Source organism: Mycobacterium sp. SMC-21 (assembly GCF_045310825.1).
GTDB lineage: Bacteria > Actinomycetota > Actinomycetes > Mycobacteriales > Mycobacteriaceae > Mycobacterium.
In genome coordinates this window covers 1-23,811 of the sequence record NZ_JBJIAO010000039.1, presented here as the reverse complement: position 1 = coordinate 23,811, position 23,811 = coordinate 1, and the positions used below count along the sequence as shown (strand labels likewise).

Genomic DNA, 23,811 nt, shown 5'->3' with positions numbered 1-23,811 from the left:
ACACCATGACCGACCTTTCCGCATTCGCCGAGTTGTCCGCCCGCGATCACGGGCTGGTCGTGCTGAACACCCTGCGCGGTGACGGCAGCATCCAGTCCTCGGTGGTCAATGCCGGCGTGATGCCGCACCCGACAACCGGGGACCCGGTCGTCGCGCTCGTCGCCATCGGCTCCGCCCGCAAGTTGCGCAACCTACGCGCGGACCCGCGCACCTCGGTCGTCGCGCACGCGGGCTGGCAGTGGCTGACGATCGAGGGCGCAGCCGAGATCATCGGCCCGGACGACACTGATCCCGAGACGCTGCGGGTGTTGCTGCGCGACGTCTTCACCGCCGCCGGCGGCACTCACGACGACTGGGACACCTACGACCGCGGCAGGCGGGAAGAGGGGCGTGCCGCGGTGCTGATCTCACCGACGCGGGCGTACTCGAACCCCGCACGCTGAGGCGTTCAGTACCCACCCGCCGTCGGCGGCACGTCGGCCATGCCCCGCGCCTGGGCCAGCAGCCGCCGACCACCGCCGGCAAGAAGTCCGACATCGGTACCGACGGCGATGAAACGGCAACCGTAGTCCTCGGCGGACCGGGCGAGCGCCGGATTCGCGGCAAGTGTCCCAACGGGTTTGCCCGCACTGCGAGCGCGCGTCACCACGTGGGCGAACGCACTCTCCACCTCGGGATGCGCGGGCTGACCGAGATGCCCCATGGTGGCCGCGAGGTCCGACAGGCCGACGAAGACCGCGTCGATGCCGTCGGTCCCGGCGATGTCATCGACGGCCGCGACCGCGGCGGGCGTCTCGATCTGCGCGATGAGGCGCATGCGAGTGTTCGCCGTCGCGAGATAGTCGGTCTGCCCGCCCCATTCAGATGCACGGGCGAGAGCGCTTCCGACACCACGTATTCCGTGCGGCGGGTACCGCGAGGCGGCGACGGCGTCCCGCGCCTGCTCGGCATTGTCGATCATCGGCAGCAGCAGGTGCCGCGCGCCGATGTCGAGGTAGCGCTTGATGGTGTCGGCGTCGGTGGTCGGTGGACGCACCACGGCGGTGCTCGCGGTACCGGAGATCGCCTGCAACTGGTGCAGGACGGTCCGCACGGTGTTGGGCGCGTGCTCCGCGTCGATGAGCAGCCAGTCGAAACCGAGGGTTGCGCACAGCTCGGCGCTGTACGCGTTGGCCAGCCCCAGCCACAACCCGATGGCCGGGCCCCCGTCGGCACCGCCGGTGAACCAATCAGCAGGCATGGCTTGCACTTTCGCCATCGCTGAAGCGGCAAGAGATCGATCCGAGCGGCCCATAGTCGACGTGGAAGGTGTCGCCGGGACGGGCCTGCACCGGACGGGTGAACGAACCCGACAGGATGACATCGCCGGGCCGGAGCGTGACGCCGCGGGCACCCAGCCGGTTGGCCAGCCACGCCACCCCCACGGCCGGGTGGTTCAGGACGGCCGCCGCAACACCGCTCTCCTCGATGACCGCGTTGCGGTAGCACAGGGCGCTGACCCAGCGCAGGTCGATGGCGTTGGGGCGCAGCGGCTTTCCACCGAGGACGACGGCCGCATTGGCGGCGTTGTCTGAGATGGTGTCGAGGACGGTCCGGGTGCCGCCGGTTGCCCGGTCGACCTGTTCGATGCGGGCGTCGATGATCTCCAACGCCGGCACGACGTAGCGGGTGGCGTCCAGCACGTCGACGACGGTGCAGTGCGGCCCGGAGAGCGCGCGGTCGAGGATGAAGGCGAGTTCCACCTCGACGCGGGGAACGATGAAGCGGTCGGCCGGCAGCTCGGAACCGTCGTCGAAGAACATGTCGTCGAGCAGCACACCATAGTCGGGCTCGTCGATATTCGACGCGCGTTGCATGGCCCGCGAGGTCAGACCGATCTTGTGCCCGCGCACCCGGCGCCCGCCGGCGATCAGGTGCCGCACCCATTCTTGTTGCACCGCATAGGCGTCGTCGATGGTCATCTGCGGGTAGGCGCGCGACACCTGCGGCATCTGCCGGCGGTTCCGCTGCGCGGCCTCGAGCTGCGCGGCCACGGCCGCCACCGTGTCCGCGCTCAGCACGGGCCGGCTCCGGTCCCGCTGGGCACGGACGGCCAAACATGTTGCCGCTGCGCGATGTACGTCATGCGTGGAATTCCTCTGGTCGGTAGTCGGGGGTGACGGTCCGGCGATTCGGTTCGGCTGCCTTACTGTCAGGCTCCTAGACTGTCGTCATGAGCCGGCCGCAGATCAGCACGTCCAACGTTCGTCGCACCCTCTCGGCGGCCCGCGTCAAACTCACTGCGCCCGAGGCCATGCGGCCCGTGCTCGGACTCATGAAGGGTGGCGATCCGTCGAAGGACGTCAGTGCGGCACGCCTGGGACTGTCGCTGCTGTGGTTGGCCGACGACGTCATCGCCGCGGTGAACCGCAAGCTCGAGCGCGTCAACATCTCGGAAGCCAAACTCGATGTCCTGATGATCTTCGCGGCGCAGCTCGGCCGGCCCGAAGAGGAATGGAGTGTCCGTCAAACTCCCAGCGGACTTTCCGAGTACTTCGGCATCACGAAGGCCAGCGCCACCGGTCTCATCGACTGGCTGGAGAACCGGAAGCTCGTCACCAGAACCCGCCATGCCACCGACCGCCGCAGCACGCCGGTGCGGATCACCCCCGAAGGCGAAAAGCTGGTGGCCGAGGCGGTCCCGGTTTTCGAGCAGGCGTGCGGCGAGCTGGTCGACGTGCTCAGCGAGCGTGACCGCCGGGACCTTCAGCGCATCCTCGACAAACTCTGGATTCACGTGAAGGCGCCCGCGGCATCCGAAGACTGAGACTTGCTGTCCGCCAAGGTGATCCGGTCGAGGCGGAACGGGGAGACCGTGGTGTACCAGCCGCCGCCGTGCATGCGTGCGACGACGTCCAGCCGGCTCGCGTCGACATGCCCGCGGCGTTCGTCGATGACGATGTCGTCGCGGACGTGCGCGTGGGAAACGGCGCCGACCACCATATTTCGGCCCTGCCCCAGGGCCACCGTTTGAGTGAAGGTGCACTCCAACGCAACCGGGCTCGCCGCGATCCGGGGTGGCGCCACAGCATGCGACGCCACCGTTTCCAGACCGGCCTCGCTGATTTCGTCGACGTCGGCGTCGAAGTCGACGGCGGTGACGTTCATGGCATCGAGCAGTCCCGCGGTCACGAGATTGATCACGAATTCACCTGTGTCGACGATGTTCCGGGCGGTGTCCTTCGGTGCGCCGTCCCGATTGCCGATGCCGAGTACCACCACCGGCGGCGTTCCGGCCATGAGATTGAAGAACGAGAACGGCGCGGCGTTGACGCGGCCGGCGGCGTCGACAGTGGTGACCCAGGCGATCGGACGCGGGACGATCAGCGACGACAGTAGGTTGTACCGCGGCTTCACGTCCATGGCGTCGATGTCGAACAGCATGTCGGTCTCCTGACCTGTCTCGTAATCCTTTGGCGCCCAACCGGACTTGCTACCGCTGACTCTTACGGCACCGGCAGTGGCCGATCTGATGGATCTCCACGAGGTTGTTCGCCGAGTCGCGCGGGAAGAGCTGCTTGAGCTCAGGGGCGGCGACGTTGTCGAGCACGAAATAGTCCACGCCCAAACGGTTCAGCTCCGTCTCGGCTTCGGCGACGTCGTCCACCGCGAGGGCGATGTGGTTCTCGACGGGATCCTTGCCAGGCCCCTGGCTGTAGGGCGACGGGCCGTCGCTCCCCAGCAGGTGAATCTGGACGTCGCTCGGGATATCCAGGAAGTAGCCGTGGATGCCCGGGATGTGCCACCGGCCGCCGTCCTGGGTCAGGTTGAGCACATCGCGGTAGTAGTCCTTGGCCTCGTCGGCCTTGGCACTACCCATGCCGAGGCCGATGTGGTGCAGTTCGCGGATCTGGACAGCCATCGGGTCACTCCATATCAGTTTTAGTATGTCTGCCTTACTATCAGGCAGGCGTAACTATGCCCCGACTGAAGGCACGGTGTCAAGAACGCGCGTCACCCACCAACGCAAAAACCCCCAAATCCCTTCGGATTTGGGGGTTTTTGGTGGTGCTAGAGGCTAGCTCTCCAGCGAGGCCGGCGGCAGGAAGCGGTCGCCGTACTTGGCGGCCAGTTCCTTGGCACGGGCCACGAAGGCCTCCTTGCCGACGCCGAGCTCGCCCTGGTAACCAACGATGAACTGCGCCGAACCACCGGTGTACGGCGGGAAGCCGATACCCATGATCGAGCCGATGTTCGCGTCCGCGGTCGAGGTCAGCACGCCCTCGTCGAGGCACTTCTGCGTCTCGAGCGCCTCAGCGAACAGCATGCGGTCGATCATGTCCTGCAGCGGCAGTTCGGTCGTACCCGAGTTGAAGGCGTCCTTCAGCCCCGGCCACAGCTGGGTGCGCTTGCCGTCGACGTACTCGTAGAAGCCCGCGCCCTTCAGACGCGACGGGCGACCGAGCTCGATCATCTTCTCGACGACAGCCTCGGCCGGGTGCGCGACGTGGGTGCCACCGGCAGCCTCGACGCCTTCCTTGGTGGCGACAGCGATCTTGTGCATGAGCTCCAGGTTGAGCTCATCCGAAAGCTGCAGCGGCGCAGCCGGGTAACCGGCCTGCGAACCGGCCTGCTCGATGGACGCGGGCGCAACGCCCTCGCCCAGCATGGCCAGCGCCTCGTTGACGAAGGTGCCGATCACGCGCGAGGTGAAGAAGCCACGGCTGTCGTTGACAACGATCGGGGTCTTCTTGATGGCCAGGGTGTAGTCGAACACCCGGGCCAGCGCCTCGTCAGAGGTCTTCTCGCCCTTGATGATCTCCACCAGCGGCATCTTGTCGACAGGCGAGAAGAAGTGGATACCGATGAAGTCCTCCTGGCGCTTCACGCCGGTCGCCAGACCGGTGATCGGCAGTGTGGAGGTGTTCGAGCCGAGCAGCGCGTTGGGTTCGACGATGTCCTCGATCTCCTGGAACACCTTGTGCTTGAGTTCCTGGTTCTCGAACACGGCCTCGATGACGAAGTCGACGCCCTTGAGGTCCTGCGGATCGGCCGTCGGGGTGATCCGGGCCAGCAGCGCGTCGGACTTCTCCTGCGTGGTCTTGCCACGCTCGAGGGCCTTGGCCTCGATCTTCTCGGAGTAGTTCTTGCCCTTGTCGGCGGCTTCCTGCGTGACGTCCTTGAGGACGACCTCGTAGCCGGCCTTGGCCGAGACGTAGGCGATACCGGCGCCCATCATGCCCGCGCCCAGCACACCGATCTTCTTGATGTCCTGCTTGGCGATGCCCTCGGGACGCGAGGCGCCACCGTTGATGGCCTGCAGGTCCAGGAAGAACGCCTGGATCATGTTCTTCGCGGTCTGGCCGGTGACCAGGCTGGTGAAGTAGCGGCTCTCGATGCGCGACGCGGTGTCGAAGTCGACCTGCGCACCCTCGACAGCGGCATCCAGGATGGCGCGCGGCGCGGGCATCGGGGCGCCCTTGAGCTGCTTCTTCAGCAGCGCCGGGAACGACGGCAGGATGCCGGCCAGGCCCGGGCTCGACGGGGTGCCACCGGGCATCTTGTAGCCCTTGACGTCCCACGGCTGCACGCCACCCTCGGGGTTGGCCTTGATCCAAGCCTTGGCGGCCGGGATCAGTTCCTCGACGGTGTCGACGAGCTCGTCGACCAGGCCGGTGGCCTGCGCCTTGGCCGGGGTGAAGCGGGTGCCCTGGCTCAGGACCTCCATGAAGGCCTTCTGGATGCCAAACATGCGCACGGTGCGGGCGACGCCGCCGCCACCGGGCAGCAGACCCAGGGTGACCTCGGGCAGGCCGATCTGGCTGCCGCGGACGTCGGCGGCGATGCGGTGGTGGCACGCGAGGGCGATCTCCAGGCCGCCACCGAGGGCGGCGCCGTTGATGGCGGCCACGACGGGCTTGCCCAGGGTCTCCAGGGCGCGCAGGTCGGCCTTGATGTCCTCGACCATGGCGAACGCCTCGCCGGCGTCGTCGGGGCCGATCTGCATCATGCCCTTGAGGTCACCGCCGGCGAAGAAGGTCTTCTTCGCGCTGGTGATGACGACACCGGTGATGGAGTCCTTCTCGGCGAGCAGGCTCTGCACCGCGTAGTGCATCGACTCCTTGTAGTGCTCGTTCATCACGTTGGCCGAACCCGTGGGGTCGTCCATCGTCAGGGTGACGATGCCGTCGGCATCCTTGTCCCACTGAATTGTCTTCTCAGCCATGTTCTTTCAATCTCCCTAGACGCGCTCGATGATGGTGGCCACGCCCATGCCGCCGCCGATACACAGCGTGATGAGGGCACGCTTGGCGCCGCGGCGCTCGAGCTCGTCGACCATGGTTCCGGTGATCATGGCGCCGGTGGCGCCCAGCGGGTGGCCCATCGCGATGGCGCCACCGTTGACGTTCAGCTTCTCGTCCGGGATGTTCAGGTCCTTCTGGAACTTCAGGACGACCGAGGCGAAGGCCTCGTTGATTTCGAACAGGTCGATGTCGTCGACCGTCAGGCCGGCGCGGTCCAGCACCTTCTTGGTGGCCGGGGTGGGGCCGGTCAGCATGATGACCGGGTCGGCACCGCTGGTGGCGGTGGCCACGATGCGGGCGCGCGGGGTCAGGTTCTGCGACTTGCCGGCGGCCTCGCTACCGATCAGCACCAGGGCGGCGCCGTCGACGATGCCCGAGCTGTTGCCACCGTGGTGGACGTGGTCGATCTTCTCGACGTAGTGGTACTTCTGCAGCGCCACGTCGTCGAAGCCGCCCATGGCGCCCAGGCCCGCGAACGCGGAGTTCAGCTTGGCCAGGCTCTCCAGGGTGGTGCCCGGACGCATGTGCTCGTCGTGGTCCAGGATGGTCAGGCCGTTCTGGTCCTTGACCGGGATGACCGACTTGGCGAAGTAGCCGCCCGACCATGCTGCGGCGGCCTTCTCCTGCGAGCGCACCGCGTAGGCGTCGACGTCCTCGCGCGAGAAGCCCTCGATGGTGGCGATCAGGTCGGCGCCGATGCCCTGCGGCACGAAGCCGATGCGGTAGTTGGTCTCGGGGTCACCGGCCCACGCGCCGCCGTCCGAACCCATCGGGACGCGGCTCATGGACTCGACACCACCGGCGTACACCAGGTCGTCCCAGCCGGAACGGACCTTCTGGGCCGCCAGGTTCACGGCCTCCAGGCCGGAAGCGCAGAAACGGTTGAGCTGGAAACCACCGGTGGTCTCGGGCAGCTTGGCCACGAGCGCGGCGGTGCGGGCGATGTCGCCGCCCTGGTCACCGACGGGCGAGACGACGCCCATGATGACGTCGCTGATCAGGTTCTCGTCCAGATCGGGATTGCGACGACGCATTTCGTCGATCAGGCCGACGATCAGGTTGACCGGCTTGACCTCGTTCAGTGCACCGTTGCGCTGCTTGCCACGGGGCGTGCGAATGGCCTCATAGATGAAGGCTTCTTCGGACATGTGTTTGCTCCAGGTCCTATTGAGATGGGGTTGTGGGTGCATCCACCGGCAGGTAGACGGTCCCCTGCCCGGAAGCGTAACAGGCCCTCCCAACCAGGCGGTTGGGAGAGTGCGGCCCATCACTCGCGAGCGGCCGCGTCTGTACGGCAACACGCCGTCTGAGGCGTGCAGAACGCGCACTCTCGCCGGCCGCGAAGGTGCGTTGAGCTGCTATTTCTTCCGTTTCGGCCGGCGTCGACCGGTACGCCCGCGCCAGTTCAACGCCAGGTCTGTCGCCGGGTGTCGACGCAAACCAGCGTCCGAACAGCGCCCTCAGGGCAGAGTCAACGCCGGCGCCGACCGGGAACTCGTTGACCCTGAAACCAGGGCGCATTTGTGCGAGAGGACAGCGCCCTCACCACAGGCTCAACGCCACCCACGACCCGAATCCCGTTCACCCTGAAACCACGGCGAACTTGTACGAGAACACCGCGCCTTCGCCACAGAGTCAACGCCCGCGACACGTCGACACCGGCGACACGTCAACACCGGAGTCAACGCCTGAGTCAGGCGACGGCCTTCACGAACTCGGCGACCTCACCGACCGCACGACGGGCGTCGGGGTTGGAGAACGCGAAAGCCTGAAAGACGTGGACGGCGCGGTCGAAGATCTGCAGCCGTACCGGCACTCCTGCTGCTGCGAGCCGCTCGGCCAGCAGCTCCGAGTCGGGGCGCAGCGCCTCTTCCGAACCCACCTGCAGCAGGAACGGGCCGAGGCCGCGCAGGTCGGCGTCGACCGGAGACGGGGTCGCTTCGCGCCCGCCGTTACGCAGGAGGAAGACCTCGTTGATCATCCGGAGGAAGTCGACCGGGAACATGGCGTCCGGAACGCGCGCGGCTGCTTCGTATTTCGGCGTCATGTCACTGTCGGTGGCAGCGGACAGGAGCACGCAGCCGGCGGGCGGCGCCATGCCCAGGTCGCGCACCGTCACGGCCGTCATGGCCGCGATGAAGCCGCCGGCCGAGTCACCGGCCAGGACGATGTTCTCGGGCTTCACGCCCTGCGCCAGCACGTGGCGGTAGGCGTCGACGCCGTCCTCGACCGCGTCCTCGACGAGGTTGCGCGGGCAGAGCCGGTAGCCCACGCTCAGGGCCCGCGCGCGGCTGTCCCGGGCGATGTGGCTCACCAGCGGCCGGTGGCTGTTGATGCCGAGCGCGATGAACGCCGAGCCGTGGAAGTAGATGATGACGCGGCCGTCGACCGGCGGGGTGGTCTCGTTCCAGACCCATTCGGCCGGGCAGTTCGGCAGCTCGACCTTTTCGGTGCGCGACCCGCGCACCGCGGGCATCCAGTTGGTCACCCGCTCGGAACCGTCGTACGCGCGGTTCAGCAGGGCCTGCGGGAAGCGCCAGTTGATGGCCAGCATGAGCTTGGTCAGCAGGAACAGCAGCGGCTTCACGGCCCGCAGCAGGTAGGACTCGGCGACCGAGTGCCAGTTGGCCTTGCCCATCCACTCCGGGCCGGCGTACGTGCCGGTTTTCGGCACCGCGTTCTCGGCCGGATCGTCGATCCGTTCGGCGCTGGTCATAGGGCCTCCTTTTGCGACATCGCTCTGCCGAGACTAGATCAGCTCCCCTGACACCGACTCTGGCTCGACATGCTGAGATCGCGCCGGCACGGCACGATAGGCAGGTGTCGGACCCCCACCATCGCATCCCGGCGGATGCGCTCCAGCGCATCGACACCCTGTTGTCCCGCGTCGACGCCGACCTCGCGGCGCGGTTTCCGGGGGACGGCCCAGCCGCTCAGCCGATCCATACCGTCTATGTCAGCGCGGCCGACGCGACGCCCGATACTCCCGCGCAGTGGGGTCAAGCGGCGCTCGAACTGCTGGACCGGCACCCGGAGGTCTTCGCCGAACTGGGCGACGAGATCACGGTGGCGTTGGTGCGCGACCAGCTCACCGCCGCGCCCATTGCCGACTTGCGACTGGATTTCGAGGACGGCTACGGCCACCGCGGCGACGACGTGGAGGACGGCGACGCAGCGCGGGCGGCGCTGACCCTGCCCGCACTCGGGTTGAGCCACAGCGGGATTCGGATCAAGGGCCTGACCACCGCCGAGCGCCGTCGCGCCCTGCGCACCATCGAGCTGATACTCGACGCCGGCGCCATCGACGGATTCGTCTTCACGGTGCCCAAACTGCGTGCGGCAGAACAGGTCACGGCGGCGGTCTGGCTGTGTGAGGCGTTGGAGGCCGCACACGGCCTGGCCGATCACACGCTGCGCTTCGAGCTGCAGATCGAGAGCCCGCAGGCGGTCCTGGGCCCCGACGGCACCGCGACCCTCGCCCGCGCGATCCACCTGGCCGATGGTCGATGCAGCGGATTGCATTACGGCACCTACGATTACAGCGCCGCCTGCGGTATCGTGCCGCAGCACCAGGCACTCGATCACCCGGTGGCCGACCACGCCAAGTCGGTGATGCAGGCAGCCGCCGCGCAGACCGGCGTCTGGATCGCCGACGGCTCGACGCAGGTGGCGCCGGTCGGCACCGAAGATCAAGTGGTGCAGGCGATCCGGCGCCATCACCGGCTCGTCACCCGGTCCCTCGAGCGCGGTTTCTACCAGGGTTGGGACATGCACCCCGGCCATCTCGTGACGCGCTGGCTGGCCACATTCACCTTCTTCCGTGCCGCCATGGCCGCCGCGGCGCCACGGCTGCAGGCCTACCTCGACCGCACCGGCGGTCCGATCGTCGACGAACCCGCGACCGCAGAGGCGTTGGCAGCCGTGGTGCTGCGTGGGCTGGACTGCGGCGCGTTCGGCGCCGACGACGTCCTTGACGGCGCGCCTGGTGCCACCATCGACGTACTACGAAACCTCAAGAACCGAAAGCTGTCATGACTGAATCACTGCCCGATTTCACCTGGTTGCCGGACCTCGCGCTGCGGAGCCTCGGCGGCGCGGTCATCTGGGCGAACGACGAAGTGTTCGCCGAGAAGGAGAACCTCATCTCCCCCGGCCCCTCGCAATATCGGCCGGCATCGTTCGGACACAAGGGCCAGATCTACGACGGGTGGGAGACCCGGCGACGCCGCGACGCCGGCCACGACACGGCCATCTTGCGGCTCGGGGTGCCGGGTGTCATCCGCGGCGTCGTCGTCGACACCGCATGGTTCAAGGGCAACTACCCGCCGGCCGTCTCGGTCGACGCCATCGAGGTCGACGGCTATCCCACAGCCGAACAACTGGCCGCGGACCCCGGCTGGGTTCCACTCATCGAGCGCTCGCGCGTGTATGGCGACACCCGCAACAATTTCGAGGTGTCCTCGGAACAGCGCTGGACGCATGTGCGGCTCAACATCTTTCCCGACGGCGGGGTGGCGCGACTCCGCGTGCACGGAGAAGGCCGCCCGGACAAGCGATTCCTCGGCGTCGGCCCCGTCGACCTGGCGGCGCTGGAGAACGGCGGTCTGGTGCTCGACGCCTCGAATCGGTTCTACAGTTCGCCGCAGAATCTGATCTTCCCCGGGCAGGCGCAGGTGATGGGCGATGGCTGGGAGACCGCGCGCCGTCGCGATGACGCCAACGACTGGGTACGCATCCGGCTGGCCGGGCCGGGCCGGGTGCGGCTCGCCGAGATCGACACGTCGTACTTCATCGGCAACAGCCCCGGGGCCGCGGCGCTGACCGGATTGCGCGCCGACGGGCAGTGGATCGATCTGCTGCCCCGCACCGAACTGCTGCCCGACACGCGGCACCGTTTCCTCATCGACTCCGCTGACGTGGTGTCCGAGGCGCGGCTGGACATCTACCCGGACGGCGGGCTGGCCCGGCTGCGGCTGTTCGGGGACCTCGCGTGAGTTACCCACGCGACCTGGTGGGTTATGGCCGCACCCCGCCGGACCCGCAGTGGCCGGGCGGCGCAGCCATTGCCGTGCAGTTCGTCCTCAATTACGAAGAGGGCGGTGAGAACAACGTGCTCGACGGGGATCCGGCCTCGGAGACGTTCCTGTCCGAGATGACGCCCGCCGAGGCGTTCCCCAACCGGCATATGAGCATGGAGTCGCTCTACGAGTACGGCTCGCGCGCCGGATTGTGGCGGATACTCCGGATTTTCGAGCGACGAGGTATCCCGCTGACCATCTTCGCGGTGGCGCGGGCACTGCAGCGCAACCCGGAGGCACTGGCCGCGTTCGGTGAACTCGGGCACGAGATCGCCTGTCACGGGCTGCGGTGGAAGTCCTATCAGCTGATCGACCGCGACACCGAACGTGCACACATGGCGGAGGCGGTGCGCATCCTGACCGAGCTCACCGGCGCCCCGCCGCTGGGCTGGTACACCGGCCGGGACTCACCGCACACGCGGGAGCTGGTGGTCGAGCACGGCGGGTTCGTGTACGACTCGGACTCCTACGCCGACGATCTGCCGTACTGGGTGCGGGTGACCGACACCGACCATCTGGTGGTGCCGTACACGCTCGACACCAACGACATGCGATTCGCTTCTCCCGCAGGCTTTTCCAACGGCGAGGAGTTCTTCGCCCATCTGCGTGACGCGTTCGACGTGCTCTACACCGAGGGTCTGGGCGGCAGCCCGAAGATGCTCTCGGTCGGGTTGCACTGCCGCCTGGTCGGCCGGCCCGCCCGCAGTGCGGCGCTGGAACGATTCCTCGACCACGTGCAGCGTCATGACCGGGTGTGGCTGGCCCGGCGCATCGACATCGCCGAGCATTGGCGCGCCGTGCACCCGGCCGGTTAGCCGTCGCGCCGCGCGGTGTACTGCTTGGCGGGCGGCGTCGCGAACTCGCCGCGTTTGCCGGTGCGCAGACCCATTTGCACCAGCGCCTGCACCGTCAACGTCGCCGCGCTCACCCCGTCGACCACCGGCACCCCGAGTTCTGCGGTGATCGCCGCGCACATCTCGGCCATGCCCGCGCACCCCAGGACGATGGCATCGGAGCCGTCGGACTCCAAAGCCTCCCGGCATGCCTCGGTGATCACCTTGCGTGCCGTCGGGTCTGTCTCGAGGTCGAGCACCGGAATGTCGCAGGCATGGATACCCAGGCAGAACCGTTGCATCCCATAGCGTTCCGCCAGATCGGCGGCGCGGCCCATGGTGCGCGACAACGTCGTCACCACCGAGAAACCCCGGCCGAGGTGGCTGGCCGTCTGCATGGCGGCCTCGGCGATGCCGATGACGGGCCCGGCCGCGACCTCCCGCGCCGCGTCCAGTCCCGGATCGCCGAAGCACGCGATCACATATCCGTCGACCCCGGCCTGTTCGCCGCGCCGGATCGCCTCGAGCAGACCCGGCACGCTCATGGCCTCGTCGTAGTGGCTTTCGATCGAGGGCGGGCCGTAGTCGGACGTCACGGCGACGACATCGACGCCGGGACCGGCCACTGCCTGTGCGCAGCGGCCGATCCCAGCGGTCATCGATTCTGTGGTGTTGGGATTGATGACCCAGATCTGGCTCATCCCAAGGACTCCCGTGCGGTCACGCCACCGACTCGGCGACGAACCGGTCGCGGACGGCCAGTAACCGGTAGATACCGAGTGCGACGCCACAGCCGATGAACCAGCTGTACTGGGCCGCGGTGTGCATGCCGTACACACTGCCCGCCAGTAGTACCGGCAGTGCCGCGAGCACCGCGCCGGCCACGGTCGCGATGACCGCGACCTTGTTGTAGCCCTTGGTGTACCAGTACTTTCCGGACTCGGCCATGGTGAACAGGTCGTCGATGACCACCTTCTGCTTACGCACCAGGTAGAAGTCGGCGAGCAGCACACCGAACAGCGGTCCGATGAAGGCGCCCAGGGTCTCCAGCGTGTAGTGGATCACCTCCGGGTTGTTGTAGAGGTTCCACGGCGTGATCAGAACCGAGCCCACCGCGGCGATCATGCCGCCGGCGCGCCAGCTGATGCGCTGCGGGCTGACGTTGGAGAAGTCGAACGCCGGGCTGATGAAGTTGGCGACGATGTTGATGCCGATGGTGGCGATGGTGAAGGTCAACGCGCCCAGCACTATTGCGAAGGTGCTGTCGATGCGGGCCACGGTCTGCACGGGGTCGGTGAGCAGTTCGCCGAACACCGGCAGCGTCAGCGATGCGGTGACCACCACCAGCACGGAGAACACCAGGAAGTTGACCGGCAGCCCGAGGAAGTTGCCCTTCTTGACCGCGGCGAACGACTTGCCGTAGCGGGAGAAGTCGCCGAAGTTCAGCATCGGACCGGAGAAGTAGGACACCACCAGCGCGATGGCGCCGAGCATCACCGGAATCGAATCCAGGCCGGTGTACTTGACCTCGCCGAGGTTGAGATCGATTGCGCCCCAGCCGGCTTTGTAGATGAGGTAACCGCACAGGACGAACATGACGACGTAGACGGCGGGTCCGCAGAAGTCGATGAACCTGCGGATCGCCTCCATACCGCGCCAGAAGACGCAGGCCTGCAACACCCACAGCAGCAGGAAGCTGGCCCAGCCCAGCACCGGCAGACCGAGGAAGCCGTGGGTGGCGAGGTCGGCGTACGGGGCCAGTCCCGGAAACAGCTTGAGCAGCACGACATCCAGGGCGGCCGACGCCAGGTAGGTCTGGATGCCGTACCAGGCCACCGCGATCAGTCCACGGATGACGGCCGGGATGTTCGCCCCCAGCACACCGAATGCGGTACGACAGATCACCGGATACGGCACGCCGGCAACCTGGCTGGGCTTGGCGACCAGGTTGCACAGGAAGTAGACGAGGGTGATGCCGATCAGCAGTGCCACAAGCACCTGCCAACTGGCCAGGCCGAGGGCGAACAGGCTGCCCGCGGTCACATAGCCACCGACGCTGTGCACGTCGGACATCCAGAACGCGAAGATGTTGTACGAGCCCCAGCTCTGCTTGCCCAGCGGGGCCAGGTCCTCATTGGTCAGTCTGGGGTCGTAATCCGGTTTGATGACGCCGCCGCCGACGGGGTGGCCGGCGGCCTCGACGATGTCACCTGCGCCGATCACCGCGCCCGGTGGGGTCAGGTCCTTGGGAACGAGGGTGTCAGTCATGCTCGAAAACGCTAAAAAAGCAACGTTTCCCTGCTGTTTCCCCTGAGATATGCCGCAATTGCGGAAAAGATATATGTTCGCCGCTACGCCAGCAGCCCGGTGTCCGTGGGCAGTTTGGCGATCACCGCGTTGAGCCGGACGGCATGGTTTTCCGCGACGGCGATCAGGCGCTCGGCGTCACCGGCGACGAACGCGTCGACCATCGCGCAATGATCCGCATGCAGGTCCGCCCGGTCGTCACGGCTGACATGCAGCATCGACTGCACGGGTTCGGTGACATTCCACGCCGCCTCCAGCATGTGCAGCAGCCGATACATGCGCGACGGTCGGGTGAGCGCGGCATGCAGTTCCCGGCTCTGCCGGTGGTAAGCGCCCGCGTCATCGTCGCGAATCGCCTGCTGCAGCCTGACATTGACCGCGACCGCGGCCGCGCGGTCGGCATCGGTGGCGTTGGCCACGGCGACGCCCAGCGACGCCGACTCCAAAGCCTCACGCACGATGTACATTTCGCGGAGCTCCTGCGGCGTCAGCAGGGCCACGGTGTAACCGAAGTTGAGCCGGTGCTCCACCAGCCCCTCCCCGATGAGCGTCTTCAGCGCCTCCCGTACCGGAATCTGGCTGACGCCGAACACGTCCGCCACGTCGGCCAAGGGGATCGGCGTACCGGGCGGCACGCCGCCGTCGAGGACAGCACGGCGCAGTTCATTGAGCACCCCTTGCTGTGACGGCGCGGCCCGATCCGCCACCAGCTGTCCGAGCAGGACGGAACGCCGGTGGGGCCGCATATCCGCACACTAGGTCGGCGTTGTTGCCGAACCGGTTTCGGTGACGTTTCGGCCTGGTTAGCGAATCACGTGTTAAGCACGGCGTGGGCGGCGTTGTAGCCCGGGATGAAGTTGACGGCCGGGCCGCCGTGGCAGCCGGCGCCGCCCAGGTAGACGCCTTCGACCGGCAGCTCCTGGTCGAGATACCCGCGCGGGCCGGGCCGGTTGGGCCCCATCTGCTCGGGGTGGATCAGGCCGTGGCAGTAGTCGCCGCCGGGAGCACCGAACATCCGGTCCATGTGCCGCGGCGTGAACGTCGTGTGCCGCAGGATGAGCTTCTCGAAGTTGGGTGCCACGCGGGTGATCTTGTCGATGACGCGTTGTCCCATCTCGCGTTTCATCGAGCCATAGTCACCGCCGCCTTCGACCGGGAACCACAGCGCGAACGCCGACGACGCGTGCTTGCCGGGCGGTGCCAGCTCGGGATCCAGCACCGACGGAATCTGCCAGGCGATGGACGGATCGGCCGGCACGATGCCCCGGCGGCTGTCCTCCCACTGCTGCTGCAATTCCTCGGGCGTACTGAAAAGACCGATGGTTCCCTGTAATTCGGGGTTGTTCAGGATTTCGTAGGGTTCGGCGAACTCCGGGGTGCCGTCGAGCGCGAAGTGCATCTGCAGGTAGCTGCCGCGGTGGTCGACGCGGGTGTAGCGGGACCGGACGTCGTCGGGCACGGCGGCGCCGAGCAGCCGGTCCACGGTCAATGACGGTGCGAGTGACGAAACCACCACGGGTGCAGCGATTTCGGTGCCGTCGTCCAGGCGTACGCCGGTGACCCGGCCGTCGGCGACCGTGATGGCCGCGACCGCACTGCGCAACCGGACCTCACCGCCATGAGCGACGAAAGTGTCCTCGAGGTGCTTGCCCAGTGCGCCGATGCCGCCCTTGAGCTTTCGCATCAACGACGCCCCATCGGTCGGGACGGCGAGGCCGAAGGCCAGCGCGGCGGCGCTGCCCGGGGTGGCGGGGCCGCGGTAGGTGGAGTTGCACGCCAGCACCGACAGCATGCCGCGGATGGCGCCGTGCTTGTCCTTGTCCGGCAGGTAGCGGTCGAGGACGTCGGTCACCGAGCCGAAGAGCATGTCGGTGATGGCCGACCGCTCGAATTCGTTTGTGGCGCAGGCATACATCTCGTCGTAGGTCTTGGGCGGCAGCCCGGCATCGAACCGGCCGAGGGCCCGCGCCGGCGCCATGCTCCAGGCCATCAGCCCGGCCATGCCGTTGACGGCTTCGGCGCCGTGCACCTCGTTCATGTGGGTGAGCAGCTTCATGGGGTCCGAGTAGAAGAGCAACGGCTCGTCGCCGATCCCCCGCATGTTGACCGACATGACTTCCTGCTCGACGCTCGGCACCTCGTCGAGGCCCAGCTCCTGACTCACCTTGAGCGCCGTCGGGAACTGCTCGGACCCGGCGATCTCGAACTTGAACCCGTCGAACAGTTCGACGGTGGAGGCCATGCCGCCGGAGTAGAGCTTGGCTTCCAGACACAGCGTGCGCAGGCCCGCCTTCTGCAGCATCACCGCCGAAGCCAGCCCGTTGTGCCCCGCTCCCACCACGATCGCGTCGAATTGCGCCATGTCCGCAGAGTCGCACTCGTACAAAGTTTTGGCAACAATGACAAAACTTGTCGGCGATGGTCAGACCGGCCCGGCCGCCAGCTGGTCGAGTGCCTGGTGGCACATGCGCGCCAGATCAGCCAGTGACCGTTCCGCGCCCGACATCCACACCTCCATCGCGCCGAACACCGCGGCAGCGATGGTCCGCGAGCTCACCGCGATGCGCAGCCGGTCATCGGACCTGCCACACCGCGCCAGGTGTTCGGCGATGGCTTCGGCGAAATCAGCCTCCACCTGCCGGATGTGGCTGACGATCCGGTCGGCGTCGAGTTCCTGTTCGCGCAACGCGGCGATCTTGGTGACGGCGCCAAAGTCGTACGGGAAGGCGAAGATCGCGGCCTGCACCGCCGCCAGCACCGGTTCGTCTGCCGGACGTCCGGCCAGCGCGGTGCGAAACCAGTGCAGGCCGGCGTCATAGTCGGCGAACAGCAGCTCGTGCTTGGACGTGAAATGCCGGTAGAACGTGCGCAGCGAAACCCCGGCATCCGCGGCGATCTCCTCGGCCGTTGTGCCCTCGACACCCTGTGCCAGAAAGCGGACCAACGCCGCCTGTTGCAACGCCTCACGCGTGCGCTCACTTCGAACAGTCTGGGGCGGCCGGGGCATCCCAGTACGGTACCGCAGAACGTTTTGTCATGATTGACAAAACATTCGTCGGCGAGCAGACTCCGCTGACATGGTCTCGCTCATCGTCCACGCGCTCCTTGGACTGATCACCATCGCGTTCATCGTCAAGCTCAATCCGGCCGTCTTCCGCAAGCCGGCCGACGGACCCGCATTCTCGGCACTCGAGTCGGCGTACTACGTGATCGGCATCGCCTCGATAGCGCTGGGCTACTACTTCAACACCAAGTTCGTCATGGATTACCAACCGCCGGGCGGCAACCCGATCACCGGGCCGGGCAGCTGGTCGGACTACATCCGCCTGATGTTCGTCAACCCCGCGGCGTCGTCGGCCGGCCAGGACTACACCATCATCAACGTCATCCTGCTGCCGCTGTTCAGCATCGCCGACGGGCTGCGACGCGGCATCCGGCACCCGTGGCTGTTCTTCGTCAGCAGCCTGTTCACCAGCTGCGCCTTCGCGCTGGCGTTCTACTTCGCCGTCGTCGCGCGGCAGCAGCGGCACGAGCGCGCCGTCGACCACGGCAGGAGTTCTGCGACAATCCAGGGGTGACGCCACCGGGGATGGTCGCCCGCCTGCGGCCCTACGCCTCCACCATCTTCGCCGAGATGTCGGCGCTGGCCGCACGGGTCGGCGCCGTCAACCTCGGCCAGGGCTTTCCCGACGAGGACGGCCCGGCACCGATGCTGGCGGTGGCGCAGCAGGCCATCGCGGACGGCGTGAACCAGTACCCGCCCGGCCCGGGCATCCCCGCGCTGCGCCAGGCCATCGCGGCCCAGCGCACGCGGCACTACGGCATCGACTACGACCCGGACACCGAGGTGCTCGTCACCGTCGGCGGCACCGAGGCCATCGCCGCGGCCGTCATCGGGCTGGTCGAGCCGGGCAGTGACGTGCTGATCATCGCGCCGTTCTACGACTCCTACTCCCCGGTGATCGCCATGGCCGGCTGCCGGCGCGTCGTCGTCCCATTGGCACCCGACAACCACGGTTTCGCCATCGACATCGACCGGCTCCGTGCCGCGATCACGCCGGCCACCCGTGCGCTGATCCTCAACTCGCCGCACAACCCGACCGGCATGGTCGCCAGCCACGACGAGCTGACGGCCATCGCCACCCTCGCCGTCGGGCACGACCTCCTGGTCATCACCGACGAGGTCTACGAGCAGCTGACGTTCGACGGTCACCAGCACCGGCCGCTCGCCGGTTACCCCGGCATGGCCGAACGCACCGTCACCATCTCCAGCGCCGCGAAGATGTTCAACTGCACCGGCTGGAAAATCGGCTGGGCCTGTGGGCCGGCCGACCTGATCGCCGGGGTGCGCGCCGCCAAGCAGTACCTGACGTACGTCGGCGGCGCGCCGTTCCAGCCGGCCGTCGCCCACGCGCTGGACCACGAGGACGCCTGGGTCGCGGCGCTGCGAAAGTCCTACCGCGGCAAGCGGGACCGGTTGGCCGGCGCCCTCACCGACATCGGCTTCGATGTACACGACAGCTTCGGCACCTACTTCCTGTGCGCCGATCCCCGCCCGCTCGGATATGACGACAGCACCGCGTTCTGCGCCGGGCTGCCCGAGCGGGTCGGCGTCGCCGCCATCCCGATGTCCGCGTTCCTGGATCCGAACTCCCCCGACTCGGCCGGCTGGAACCACCTGGTGCGGTTCGCCTTCTGCAAGCGCGACGACACCCTCGACGAGGCGATCAGCCGGCTCCGCACCCTGTGATTTGTGCACGATTTTCCGCGCCCACCGCGGAAAATCGTGCACAAATCCCTAGGAATCCTGCGTGAGCAGCCCGGTGTCGGTGGGCAGCGTCCCGATCGCGACGTCGACGCTGTCGTTGTGGCGCTGCGCGATTGCACTGAGCCGCTCGGTATCCCGCGCCAGGAAGGCCTCGAGCATCTCCTCGTGATCGCCGTTGAGCTTGGCCCGGTCGTCCGGCGTCACGTGCATCATGGCCTGCACGGGTTCGATCATGTTCCAGGACATTTCGAGGATGTGCAGCAGTCGATGCATGCCGGACGGGCGCACCAGCGCCATGTGGAAATTACGGCTCTCCCGCTGGAACGCCGCACCGTCGGAGTCCCGAATCGCCTGCGCCATCCGCTCATTGGCTTCGATCGCGACGGCCCGCTCGTAGTCGGTGGCCTTTTCCGCGGCGATCGTGAGCGCCGCGCCCTCCAGCGCCGCGCGCACGAGGTACATCTCGTGCAGTTCCTGCTTCGTCATCCGGGCGACGGTGTATCCGGAGTTGGGCCGGTGCGTCACCAAGCCCTCGCTGATGAGCGTCTTGAGTGCCTCGCGGACGGGAATGTGGCTCACGCCGAACAGTTCGGCGACCTCGGTCAGCGGCACCGGGGTTCCGGGCGGCGCATCACCGCGCAGGATCACCCGGCGCAGCTCGGTCACCACCGTCTGCTGCGGCCCACCGTTCCGCACCACCACCAGCTTCTCCAACAGCGGAGAAGGTGGGCGGTCGGTCATACGAACTCCCTATCGACAGAGTGTGGACTAGCCGTAGAGACGAGTCACCCGGGCCCGCAGCCGGTCGACCGCAGCATCGAGCACCAGTTTGCGGGCTCGGCGCAACAGGAACTCGGGAATGGGGGCGACGAGGTCCACGATGATGTCGAATCGCACCCGGGTCCGGTCGCCCTCGCGAGTCAGTTTGTACTCGGCATGTTGCCCACGCTGTTGGAAGGTGTCGGCCGCATCCCACACCATCCAGTCATCACCCCAGTGGTACTCCAAGAGCTCCTTGTCGGTGATGCCCATGATCTTCACGGTCGCTTTGACATGGTGCGGACGACCGTCGGGATACCGATCCACTACCTGTAATTCCCGGTGCAAGCTGCGCCATTGCGACGCCTCGTCCATGTCGGCCAGCGCATCCATGATGGCTTCGGGCGAGGCGTCGATCACCAGCTCTCGGGACGCCATAACTGCCATAAGGGCAAATTTAGTCCTCTCTACCGGCCTCGGGTAGAGAATGCGTCAGCTAACTTTCAAAACCCGCTACCAACCGACTTCTTCGATCGGCGTGGTCTGCTGCGGCGGAGCGCCGACGGGGCCCGACGGGGTCCGTGAGAAGCGCGGTGCGGGCGACGCCTGGTCGACGCCGTCGACGGTGACGATCGTCGACCTGGCCCGGAGGTGTTCGCCCGCGGCGGCCTCGGTCCAGGTGAGCACGGGAGTGACGCAGGCGTCGGTGCCGGCGAACGTCTCGGTCCACTCGGCACGGGTCCGGCTCGCGAACCGGGCAGCAAAGATGTCGCGCATCTCGTCGTAGCGCGCGAGGTCGAACTGGTTGGGCACCTCGGCAGGATCCAGGCCAAGGCCCACAAGTAGCTGAGCGAAGAACTGCGGTTCGATCGAGCCGACCGCCATGTAGCCGCCGTCGGAGGTCTCGTAGACGCGGTAATACGGGGCGCCGCCGTCCAGGAGGAACGACTCGCGCTGGTCCTTCATCACGCCGGTGGACTTCATGGTCCACATCATCTGGGCGAGCATGCTGACACCGTCGACCATCGCCGCGTCGACCACCTGGCCGCGGCCGGACTGTTCGCGTTCGTACAGCGCGGTGACGATGCCGATGAGCGTCAGCATCGACCCGCCGCCGAAGTCGGCGACCAGGTTCAGCGGCGCCACCGGCGGCCGGTCGCGGTAGCCGATGGCCGACAGCGCACCGGTCTGCGACAGGTAGTTGATGTCATGGCCCGCGGTCTGGGCGAGCGGCCCGTCCTGGCCCCAGCCGGTGATCCGGGCGAAGATCAGCCGCGGGTTGACGGCCTCGCACTCGGCCGGCCCGATGCCGAGGCGCTCGCAGGTGCCGGGACGGAAACAGTCAAGCAGCACATCGGCTTTCGCGGCCAGCGCGAGCAGCGCTGCCGGGTCGGACTTGACGTCCAGGTCGACGATTCGCTTGCCGCGGTGCAGCAGGTCGACGTTCTCGGCGGGCATCGTCAGCCCGCCGGGACGACGCACCCGAACCACGTCGGCGCCGAGGTCCGCCAGCATCATGGCGGTGTGCGGCCCGGGGCCGATTCCGCCGAGTTCGATCACCTTGACTCCGGCCAGTGGCCCCGCATTCGTCATCCCGCGACGTTAGCCCATGGGTTGACGCGGCTGAATCCCGGTGTGCGTCAGCCCTTCTTGTTCTTGGCCATGAACTTTTTCAGCCCCTCGGTGGCGGTCTCGGCACCACCGCTGACACTGCGCTTGAGCAGGAAGCCGGGGATCGGCACCACCGGGTCGACGGTGATCTCGAACTTCACCTTGGTCTTGTTGCCGGCCGGGGTCAGCGTGTACTTGGCTTCCTGCTTCTTCAGCGACGACGACCTGATCAGCACCCAGCTGCCCGTCAGGTCGGTCCAGGTGTATTCGAGGATCTGGTCGTCGGCCATGCCGGCGGCCTTGATGGTCATCTTGGCCTGCTTCGGCCGGCCGTTCTCGTAGGTGTCCAGGACCTCGGCCTTGGTGTACTGCGGCGACCACACGGGTGTCTGCGCAAGATCTGCGATGACATCCATGATCTCTTCAGGGGTTGCCTCGATGGTCACTTCGTGCGACGCGCTGACTGCCATGGCGCGACCATAGACCACGGGACCACGCGCCGTGACCAGATGGTGCAACCAGCGGGACGACCGTCAGTGGATGTTCGACTGGATCTTCGTGGCGATGTCGGCGGCCGCCGTCACCGGCGCCTTGGGCGTGCATGCTTCGACATCGATGATCAGGTTCTCGACGCGCTGGAGAACGTGTTGGCACCAACGGGTTTCGGGCCCGGTGCCACGCGTGATGGGCATCGCCAGTTTGGTGTCGGTGCGCTCCAGGTCGCCCGACAGCCACTTCGGCAACGGCTTGTCGTTGAGCCGGATGTTGACATGGTGGTTGGTGCACTTGGCCCACCGCGCGGCCGACAGGTTGAAGAAGTTTCGGGCCGCGTCGGATGTCGGGTAGTAGACGACCGACTGCGCTGCCAGGTAGTCCCATTGGTCACTGTCAGGGACCTGCAACGTCTGCTGCCGCACGGCCTTCCAGTCCTGGCCGCTCTTGAGATCCTTGCCGTCCTTGGAGTAGATGACGGACTCGTCGATCTGCCAGACGCCGAGGCAGTTCAGGTTCGGCAGCAGGTTGCGGTGGTCGTCCATCCCGTCTTTCGGCGGACGGCCCACCATCCCGGTCGTGCCCATCGTCTTGTTCATCTCGTCCGGCGTCAGCAGCAGGCTGTCCATGCTGGACTCGGCAACGACGGACGGGGTCGCGGGTGTCGGCGTACCGGTCTTGCCACCGCAGGCGGCCAGCGCCAGGCACAGCACGGCGACGCCGAAGGCGTGTCGCTTCACGTATTCCTTATATACCGGCGCGCTCAGGCGTGGGTACCGGCCGCGGCGCACTCGCGCTGGACGGCCTCGGCGTTGGTGTTGACCTGGGTTGCCGTGTCGTCGAGGCTGCCGCCCGTCATGCCGATGCCCATCTTCACGAGCAGCTTGGCGGCGCCGTACGACCAGGACCGCATGGGGTCGGCGATTGCCGGGTTCAGGCCCGGGGTGTTCGCGGCATCCATCGCGACCGCCGAGGACTGCCGCAGAGTGGTCCGGCCGGCCACATTGCTCTGGTGGACGTAGGGGTCGTTGGCGTCGAGGCTGTCGGCGAAGCCCTCGTAGCCCGAGGCCGCACTGTCGAGCGCGGTCGCGAACTGCGAGCACGCGGCGACCGCGGCCGGGTCGGCGTTCGACGACGTCACGCCCGTCGACTGCACCCCGGCGCCGGCATCGATCGGGCCGACCGGCCCGGCTTCATCGTCGGCCGCAGCGGTGGGCAGGTACATCGCCCCTGCGCCGAAGACGGCAGCAGATGCGACAACCAGACGTACCCAGGTGCGTGAAGACTTCACCGTTTTCCTCCAAGTCATTCGGTGCGATTGCCGCGTCCACCGGACATGAGTCACCCGGCAATGACGGACGCTCGGCGTTCGACCCTCTCACGGTCAGGCGTGTACATGGCCAGTTGGTTAACACAAGACAAACCGGCGATTTCCAATCTCCGTCGGTTGTATTTCACTACTGGACCAATGACCCAGATCACACTCGCCGAACTGGGCATTCAATAGCCGGCTACCACGACAAATGACTCCAGCAATACACGCATATTCCGGTGTTGCCCACTGGTTGATAACGCAAGGGCAAGTTTTTGCAGTCCGTTAACCGGCTCTTCGCAGTTGAGGGTGTAGAGGTCATCGGCGCGTCGTTGCCGGGATAGGGGTCGAGGTCTCTCGAAGATGA

At 67.0% G+C, this 23,811-nt stretch carries 25 protein-coding genes; 7 read left to right on the top strand and 18 right to left on the bottom strand.

Features of this window, described 5'->3' with window-relative positions; translation table 11 throughout:
• The first annotated feature begins 5 nt into the window (after positions 1 to 5).
• On the top strand, positions 6 to 443 hold the full coding sequence (locus ACJH6H_RS25050; protein ID WP_406776050.1) for a TIGR03618 family F420-dependent PPOX class oxidoreductase: 438 nt from the start codon (positions 6 to 8) through the stop codon (positions 441 to 443).
• 5 nt (positions 444 to 448) lie between these two features.
• Here ACJH6H_RS25050 and ACJH6H_RS25045 read toward each other — a convergent pair whose 3' ends face one another.
• Both ACJH6H_RS25045 and hpaH read right to left on the bottom strand, forming a co-directional pair.
• Positions 449 to 1,240 (bottom strand): aldolase/citrate lyase family protein, encoded by a 792-nt coding sequence (locus ACJH6H_RS25045; RefSeq protein ID WP_406776049.1) that lies wholly within the window; start codon positions 1,238 to 1,240, stop codon positions 449 to 451.
• Entirely contained in the window at positions 1,230 to 2,060 is an 831-nt protein-coding gene (gene hpaH / locus ACJH6H_RS25040) for a 2-oxo-hept-4-ene-1,7-dioate hydratase (protein WP_071286723.1), read from the bottom strand. Before hpaH ends, ACJH6H_RS25045 begins: the two co-directional genes overlap by 11 nt.
• A gap of 152 nt (positions 2,061 to 2,212) precedes the next feature.
• On the opposite strand from hpaH, the gene ACJH6H_RS25035 reads away from it, so the two are divergent.
• On the top strand, positions 2,213 to 2,806 hold the full coding sequence (locus ACJH6H_RS25035; protein WP_267324680.1) for a MarR family winged helix-turn-helix transcriptional regulator: 594 nt from the start codon (positions 2,213 to 2,215) through the stop codon (positions 2,804 to 2,806).
• Here ACJH6H_RS25035 and ACJH6H_RS25030 read toward each other — a convergent pair.
• From ACJH6H_RS25030 to ACJH6H_RS25010, 5 genes are all read right to left on the bottom strand, one after another.
• A complete protein-coding gene (locus ACJH6H_RS25030) occupies positions 2,773 to 3,423 on the bottom strand; it encodes a flavin reductase family protein (protein ID WP_406776048.1) in 651 nt (216 codons plus the stop codon). The two genes, ACJH6H_RS25035 and ACJH6H_RS25030, sit on opposite strands and share 34 nt — an antisense overlap.
• 49 nt (positions 3,424 to 3,472) lie before the next feature.
• The gene (locus ACJH6H_RS25025) at positions 3,473 to 3,901 is read right to left on the bottom strand and encodes a VOC family protein (protein ID WP_406776047.1); all 429 of its coding nucleotides are present in this window, start codon (positions 3,899 to 3,901) and stop codon (positions 3,473 to 3,475) included.
• 156 nt (positions 3,902 to 4,057) lie between these two features.
• On the bottom strand, positions 4,058 to 6,205 hold the full coding sequence (locus ACJH6H_RS25020; RefSeq protein WP_061004846.1) for a 3-hydroxyacyl-CoA dehydrogenase NAD-binding domain-containing protein: 2,148 nt from the start codon (positions 6,203 to 6,205) through the stop codon (positions 4,058 to 4,060).
• A 15-nt stretch (positions 6,206 to 6,220) separates the two neighbouring features.
• A complete protein-coding gene (locus ACJH6H_RS25015; protein WP_020098862.1) occupies positions 6,221 to 7,432 on the bottom strand; it encodes an acetyl-CoA C-acetyltransferase in 1,212 nt (403 codons plus the stop codon).
• 545 nt (positions 7,433 to 7,977) lie between these two features.
• Positions 7,978 to 9,000 (bottom strand): alpha/beta hydrolase, encoded by a 1,023-nt coding sequence (locus tag ACJH6H_RS25010; RefSeq protein ID WP_406776046.1) that lies wholly within the window; start codon positions 8,998 to 9,000, stop codon positions 7,978 to 7,980.
• Positions 9,001 to 9,104: 104 nt separating this feature from the next.
• Here ACJH6H_RS25010 and ACJH6H_RS25005 point away from each other — a divergent pair, with 104 nt between their 5' ends.
• Genes ACJH6H_RS25005 through puuE form a run of 3 tightly spaced genes read left to right on the top strand, consistent with a single transcriptional unit; the run spans position 9,105 to position 12,177 of the window.
• Positions 9,105 to 10,319 carry a DUF6986 family protein gene (locus ACJH6H_RS25005; protein WP_406776045.1) on the top strand — a complete coding sequence of 405 codons (1,215 nt, stop codon included), beginning with the start codon at positions 9,105 to 9,107 and terminating at the stop codon, positions 10,317 to 10,319.
• A complete protein-coding gene (gene alc / locus ACJH6H_RS25000; RefSeq protein ID WP_406776044.1) occupies positions 10,316 to 11,278 on the top strand; it encodes an allantoicase in 963 nt (320 codons plus the stop codon). The genes ACJH6H_RS25005 and alc overlap by 4 nt, the downstream gene beginning before the upstream one ends.
• The gene (gene puuE / locus ACJH6H_RS24995; RefSeq protein ID WP_406776043.1) at positions 11,275 to 12,177 is read left to right on the top strand and encodes an allantoinase PuuE; all 903 of its coding nucleotides are present in this window, start codon (positions 11,275 to 11,277) and stop codon (positions 12,175 to 12,177) included. The genes alc and puuE overlap by 4 nt, the downstream gene beginning before the upstream one ends.
• On the opposite strand, the gene ACJH6H_RS24990 is transcribed toward puuE, so the two are convergent.
• The 5 genes from ACJH6H_RS24990 to ACJH6H_RS24970 all read right to left on the bottom strand — a co-directional run bounded on the left by ACJH6H_RS24990 (position 12,174) and on the right by ACJH6H_RS24970 (position 17,509).
• Positions 12,174 to 12,896: an aspartate/glutamate racemase family protein gene (locus tag ACJH6H_RS24990; protein ID WP_406776042.1), complete on the bottom strand. Its 723-nt coding sequence runs from the start codon at positions 12,894 to 12,896 to the stop codon at positions 12,174 to 12,176. The genes puuE and ACJH6H_RS24990 overlap by 4 nt on opposite strands.
• 19 nt (positions 12,897 to 12,915) lie before the next feature.
• A complete protein-coding gene (locus ACJH6H_RS24985) occupies positions 12,916 to 14,463 on the bottom strand; it encodes an NCS1 family nucleobase:cation symporter-1 (protein ID WP_406776041.1) in 1,548 nt (515 codons plus the stop codon).
• An 83-nt stretch (positions 14,464 to 14,546) separates the two neighbouring features.
• The gene (locus ACJH6H_RS24980) at positions 14,547 to 15,248 is read right to left on the bottom strand and encodes a GntR family transcriptional regulator (RefSeq protein ID WP_071286734.1); all 702 of its coding nucleotides are present in this window, start codon (positions 15,246 to 15,248) and stop codon (positions 14,547 to 14,549) included.
• 65 nt (positions 15,249 to 15,313) lie between these two features.
• Positions 15,314 to 16,864: an NAD(P)/FAD-dependent oxidoreductase gene (locus ACJH6H_RS24975; RefSeq protein WP_071286735.1), complete on the bottom strand. Its 1,551-nt coding sequence runs from the start codon at positions 16,862 to 16,864 to the stop codon at positions 15,314 to 15,316.
• 60 nt (positions 16,865 to 16,924) lie between these two features.
• Positions 16,925 to 17,509, bottom strand: a complete 585-nt coding sequence (locus ACJH6H_RS24970; protein ID WP_073697788.1) for a TetR/AcrR family transcriptional regulator — start codon at positions 17,507 to 17,509, stop codon at positions 16,925 to 16,927.
• Between the two features lie 70 nt (positions 17,510 to 17,579).
• Between ACJH6H_RS24970 and ACJH6H_RS24965 the strand changes: the two genes are divergently transcribed.
• Both ACJH6H_RS24965 and ACJH6H_RS24960 read left to right on the top strand, forming a co-directional pair.
• Positions 17,580 to 18,080, top strand: coding sequence for a DUF2834 domain-containing protein (locus ACJH6H_RS24965; protein WP_267324671.1), 501 nt, complete (start codon positions 17,580 to 17,582; stop codon positions 18,078 to 18,080).
• Positions 18,081 to 18,091: 11 nt separating this feature from the next.
• Positions 18,092 to 19,252: a pyridoxal phosphate-dependent aminotransferase gene (locus tag ACJH6H_RS24960; protein WP_406776061.1), complete on the top strand. Its 1,161-nt coding sequence runs from the start codon at positions 18,092 to 18,094 to the stop codon at positions 19,250 to 19,252.
• A gap of 48 nt (positions 19,253 to 19,300) precedes the next feature.
• Here ACJH6H_RS24960 and ACJH6H_RS24955 read toward each other — a convergent pair whose 3' ends face one another.
• The 6 genes from ACJH6H_RS24955 to ACJH6H_RS24930 form a co-directional block, all read right to left on the bottom strand.
• The gene (locus tag ACJH6H_RS24955) at positions 19,301 to 20,011 is read right to left on the bottom strand and encodes a GntR family transcriptional regulator (protein WP_406776040.1); all 711 of its coding nucleotides are present in this window, start codon (positions 20,009 to 20,011) and stop codon (positions 19,301 to 19,303) included.
• Between the two features lie 27 nt (positions 20,012 to 20,038).
• Positions 20,039 to 20,476 carry an SRPBCC family protein gene (locus ACJH6H_RS24950; RefSeq protein WP_318986793.1) on the bottom strand — a complete coding sequence of 146 codons (438 nt, stop codon included), beginning with the start codon at positions 20,474 to 20,476 and terminating at the stop codon, positions 20,039 to 20,041.
• Positions 20,477 to 20,542: 66 nt separating this feature from the next.
• Positions 20,543 to 21,622, bottom strand: coding sequence for a CaiB/BaiF CoA-transferase family protein (locus ACJH6H_RS24945; RefSeq protein WP_318986794.1), 1,080 nt, complete (start codon positions 21,620 to 21,622; stop codon positions 20,543 to 20,545).
• A 47-nt stretch (positions 21,623 to 21,669) separates the two neighbouring features.
• A complete protein-coding gene (locus ACJH6H_RS24940) occupies positions 21,670 to 22,110 on the bottom strand; it encodes an SRPBCC family protein (protein ID WP_133426512.1) in 441 nt (146 codons plus the stop codon).
• Between the two features lie 63 nt (positions 22,111 to 22,173).
• A complete protein-coding gene (locus tag ACJH6H_RS24935; protein WP_244872673.1) occupies positions 22,174 to 22,872 on the bottom strand; it encodes a sensor domain-containing protein in 699 nt (232 codons plus the stop codon).
• A gap of 23 nt (positions 22,873 to 22,895) precedes the next feature.
• The gene (locus ACJH6H_RS24930) at positions 22,896 to 23,423 is read right to left on the bottom strand and encodes a hypothetical protein (protein WP_244872674.1); all 528 of its coding nucleotides are present in this window, start codon (positions 23,421 to 23,423) and stop codon (positions 22,896 to 22,898) included.
• Positions 23,424 to 23,811 lie beyond the last annotated feature (388 nt).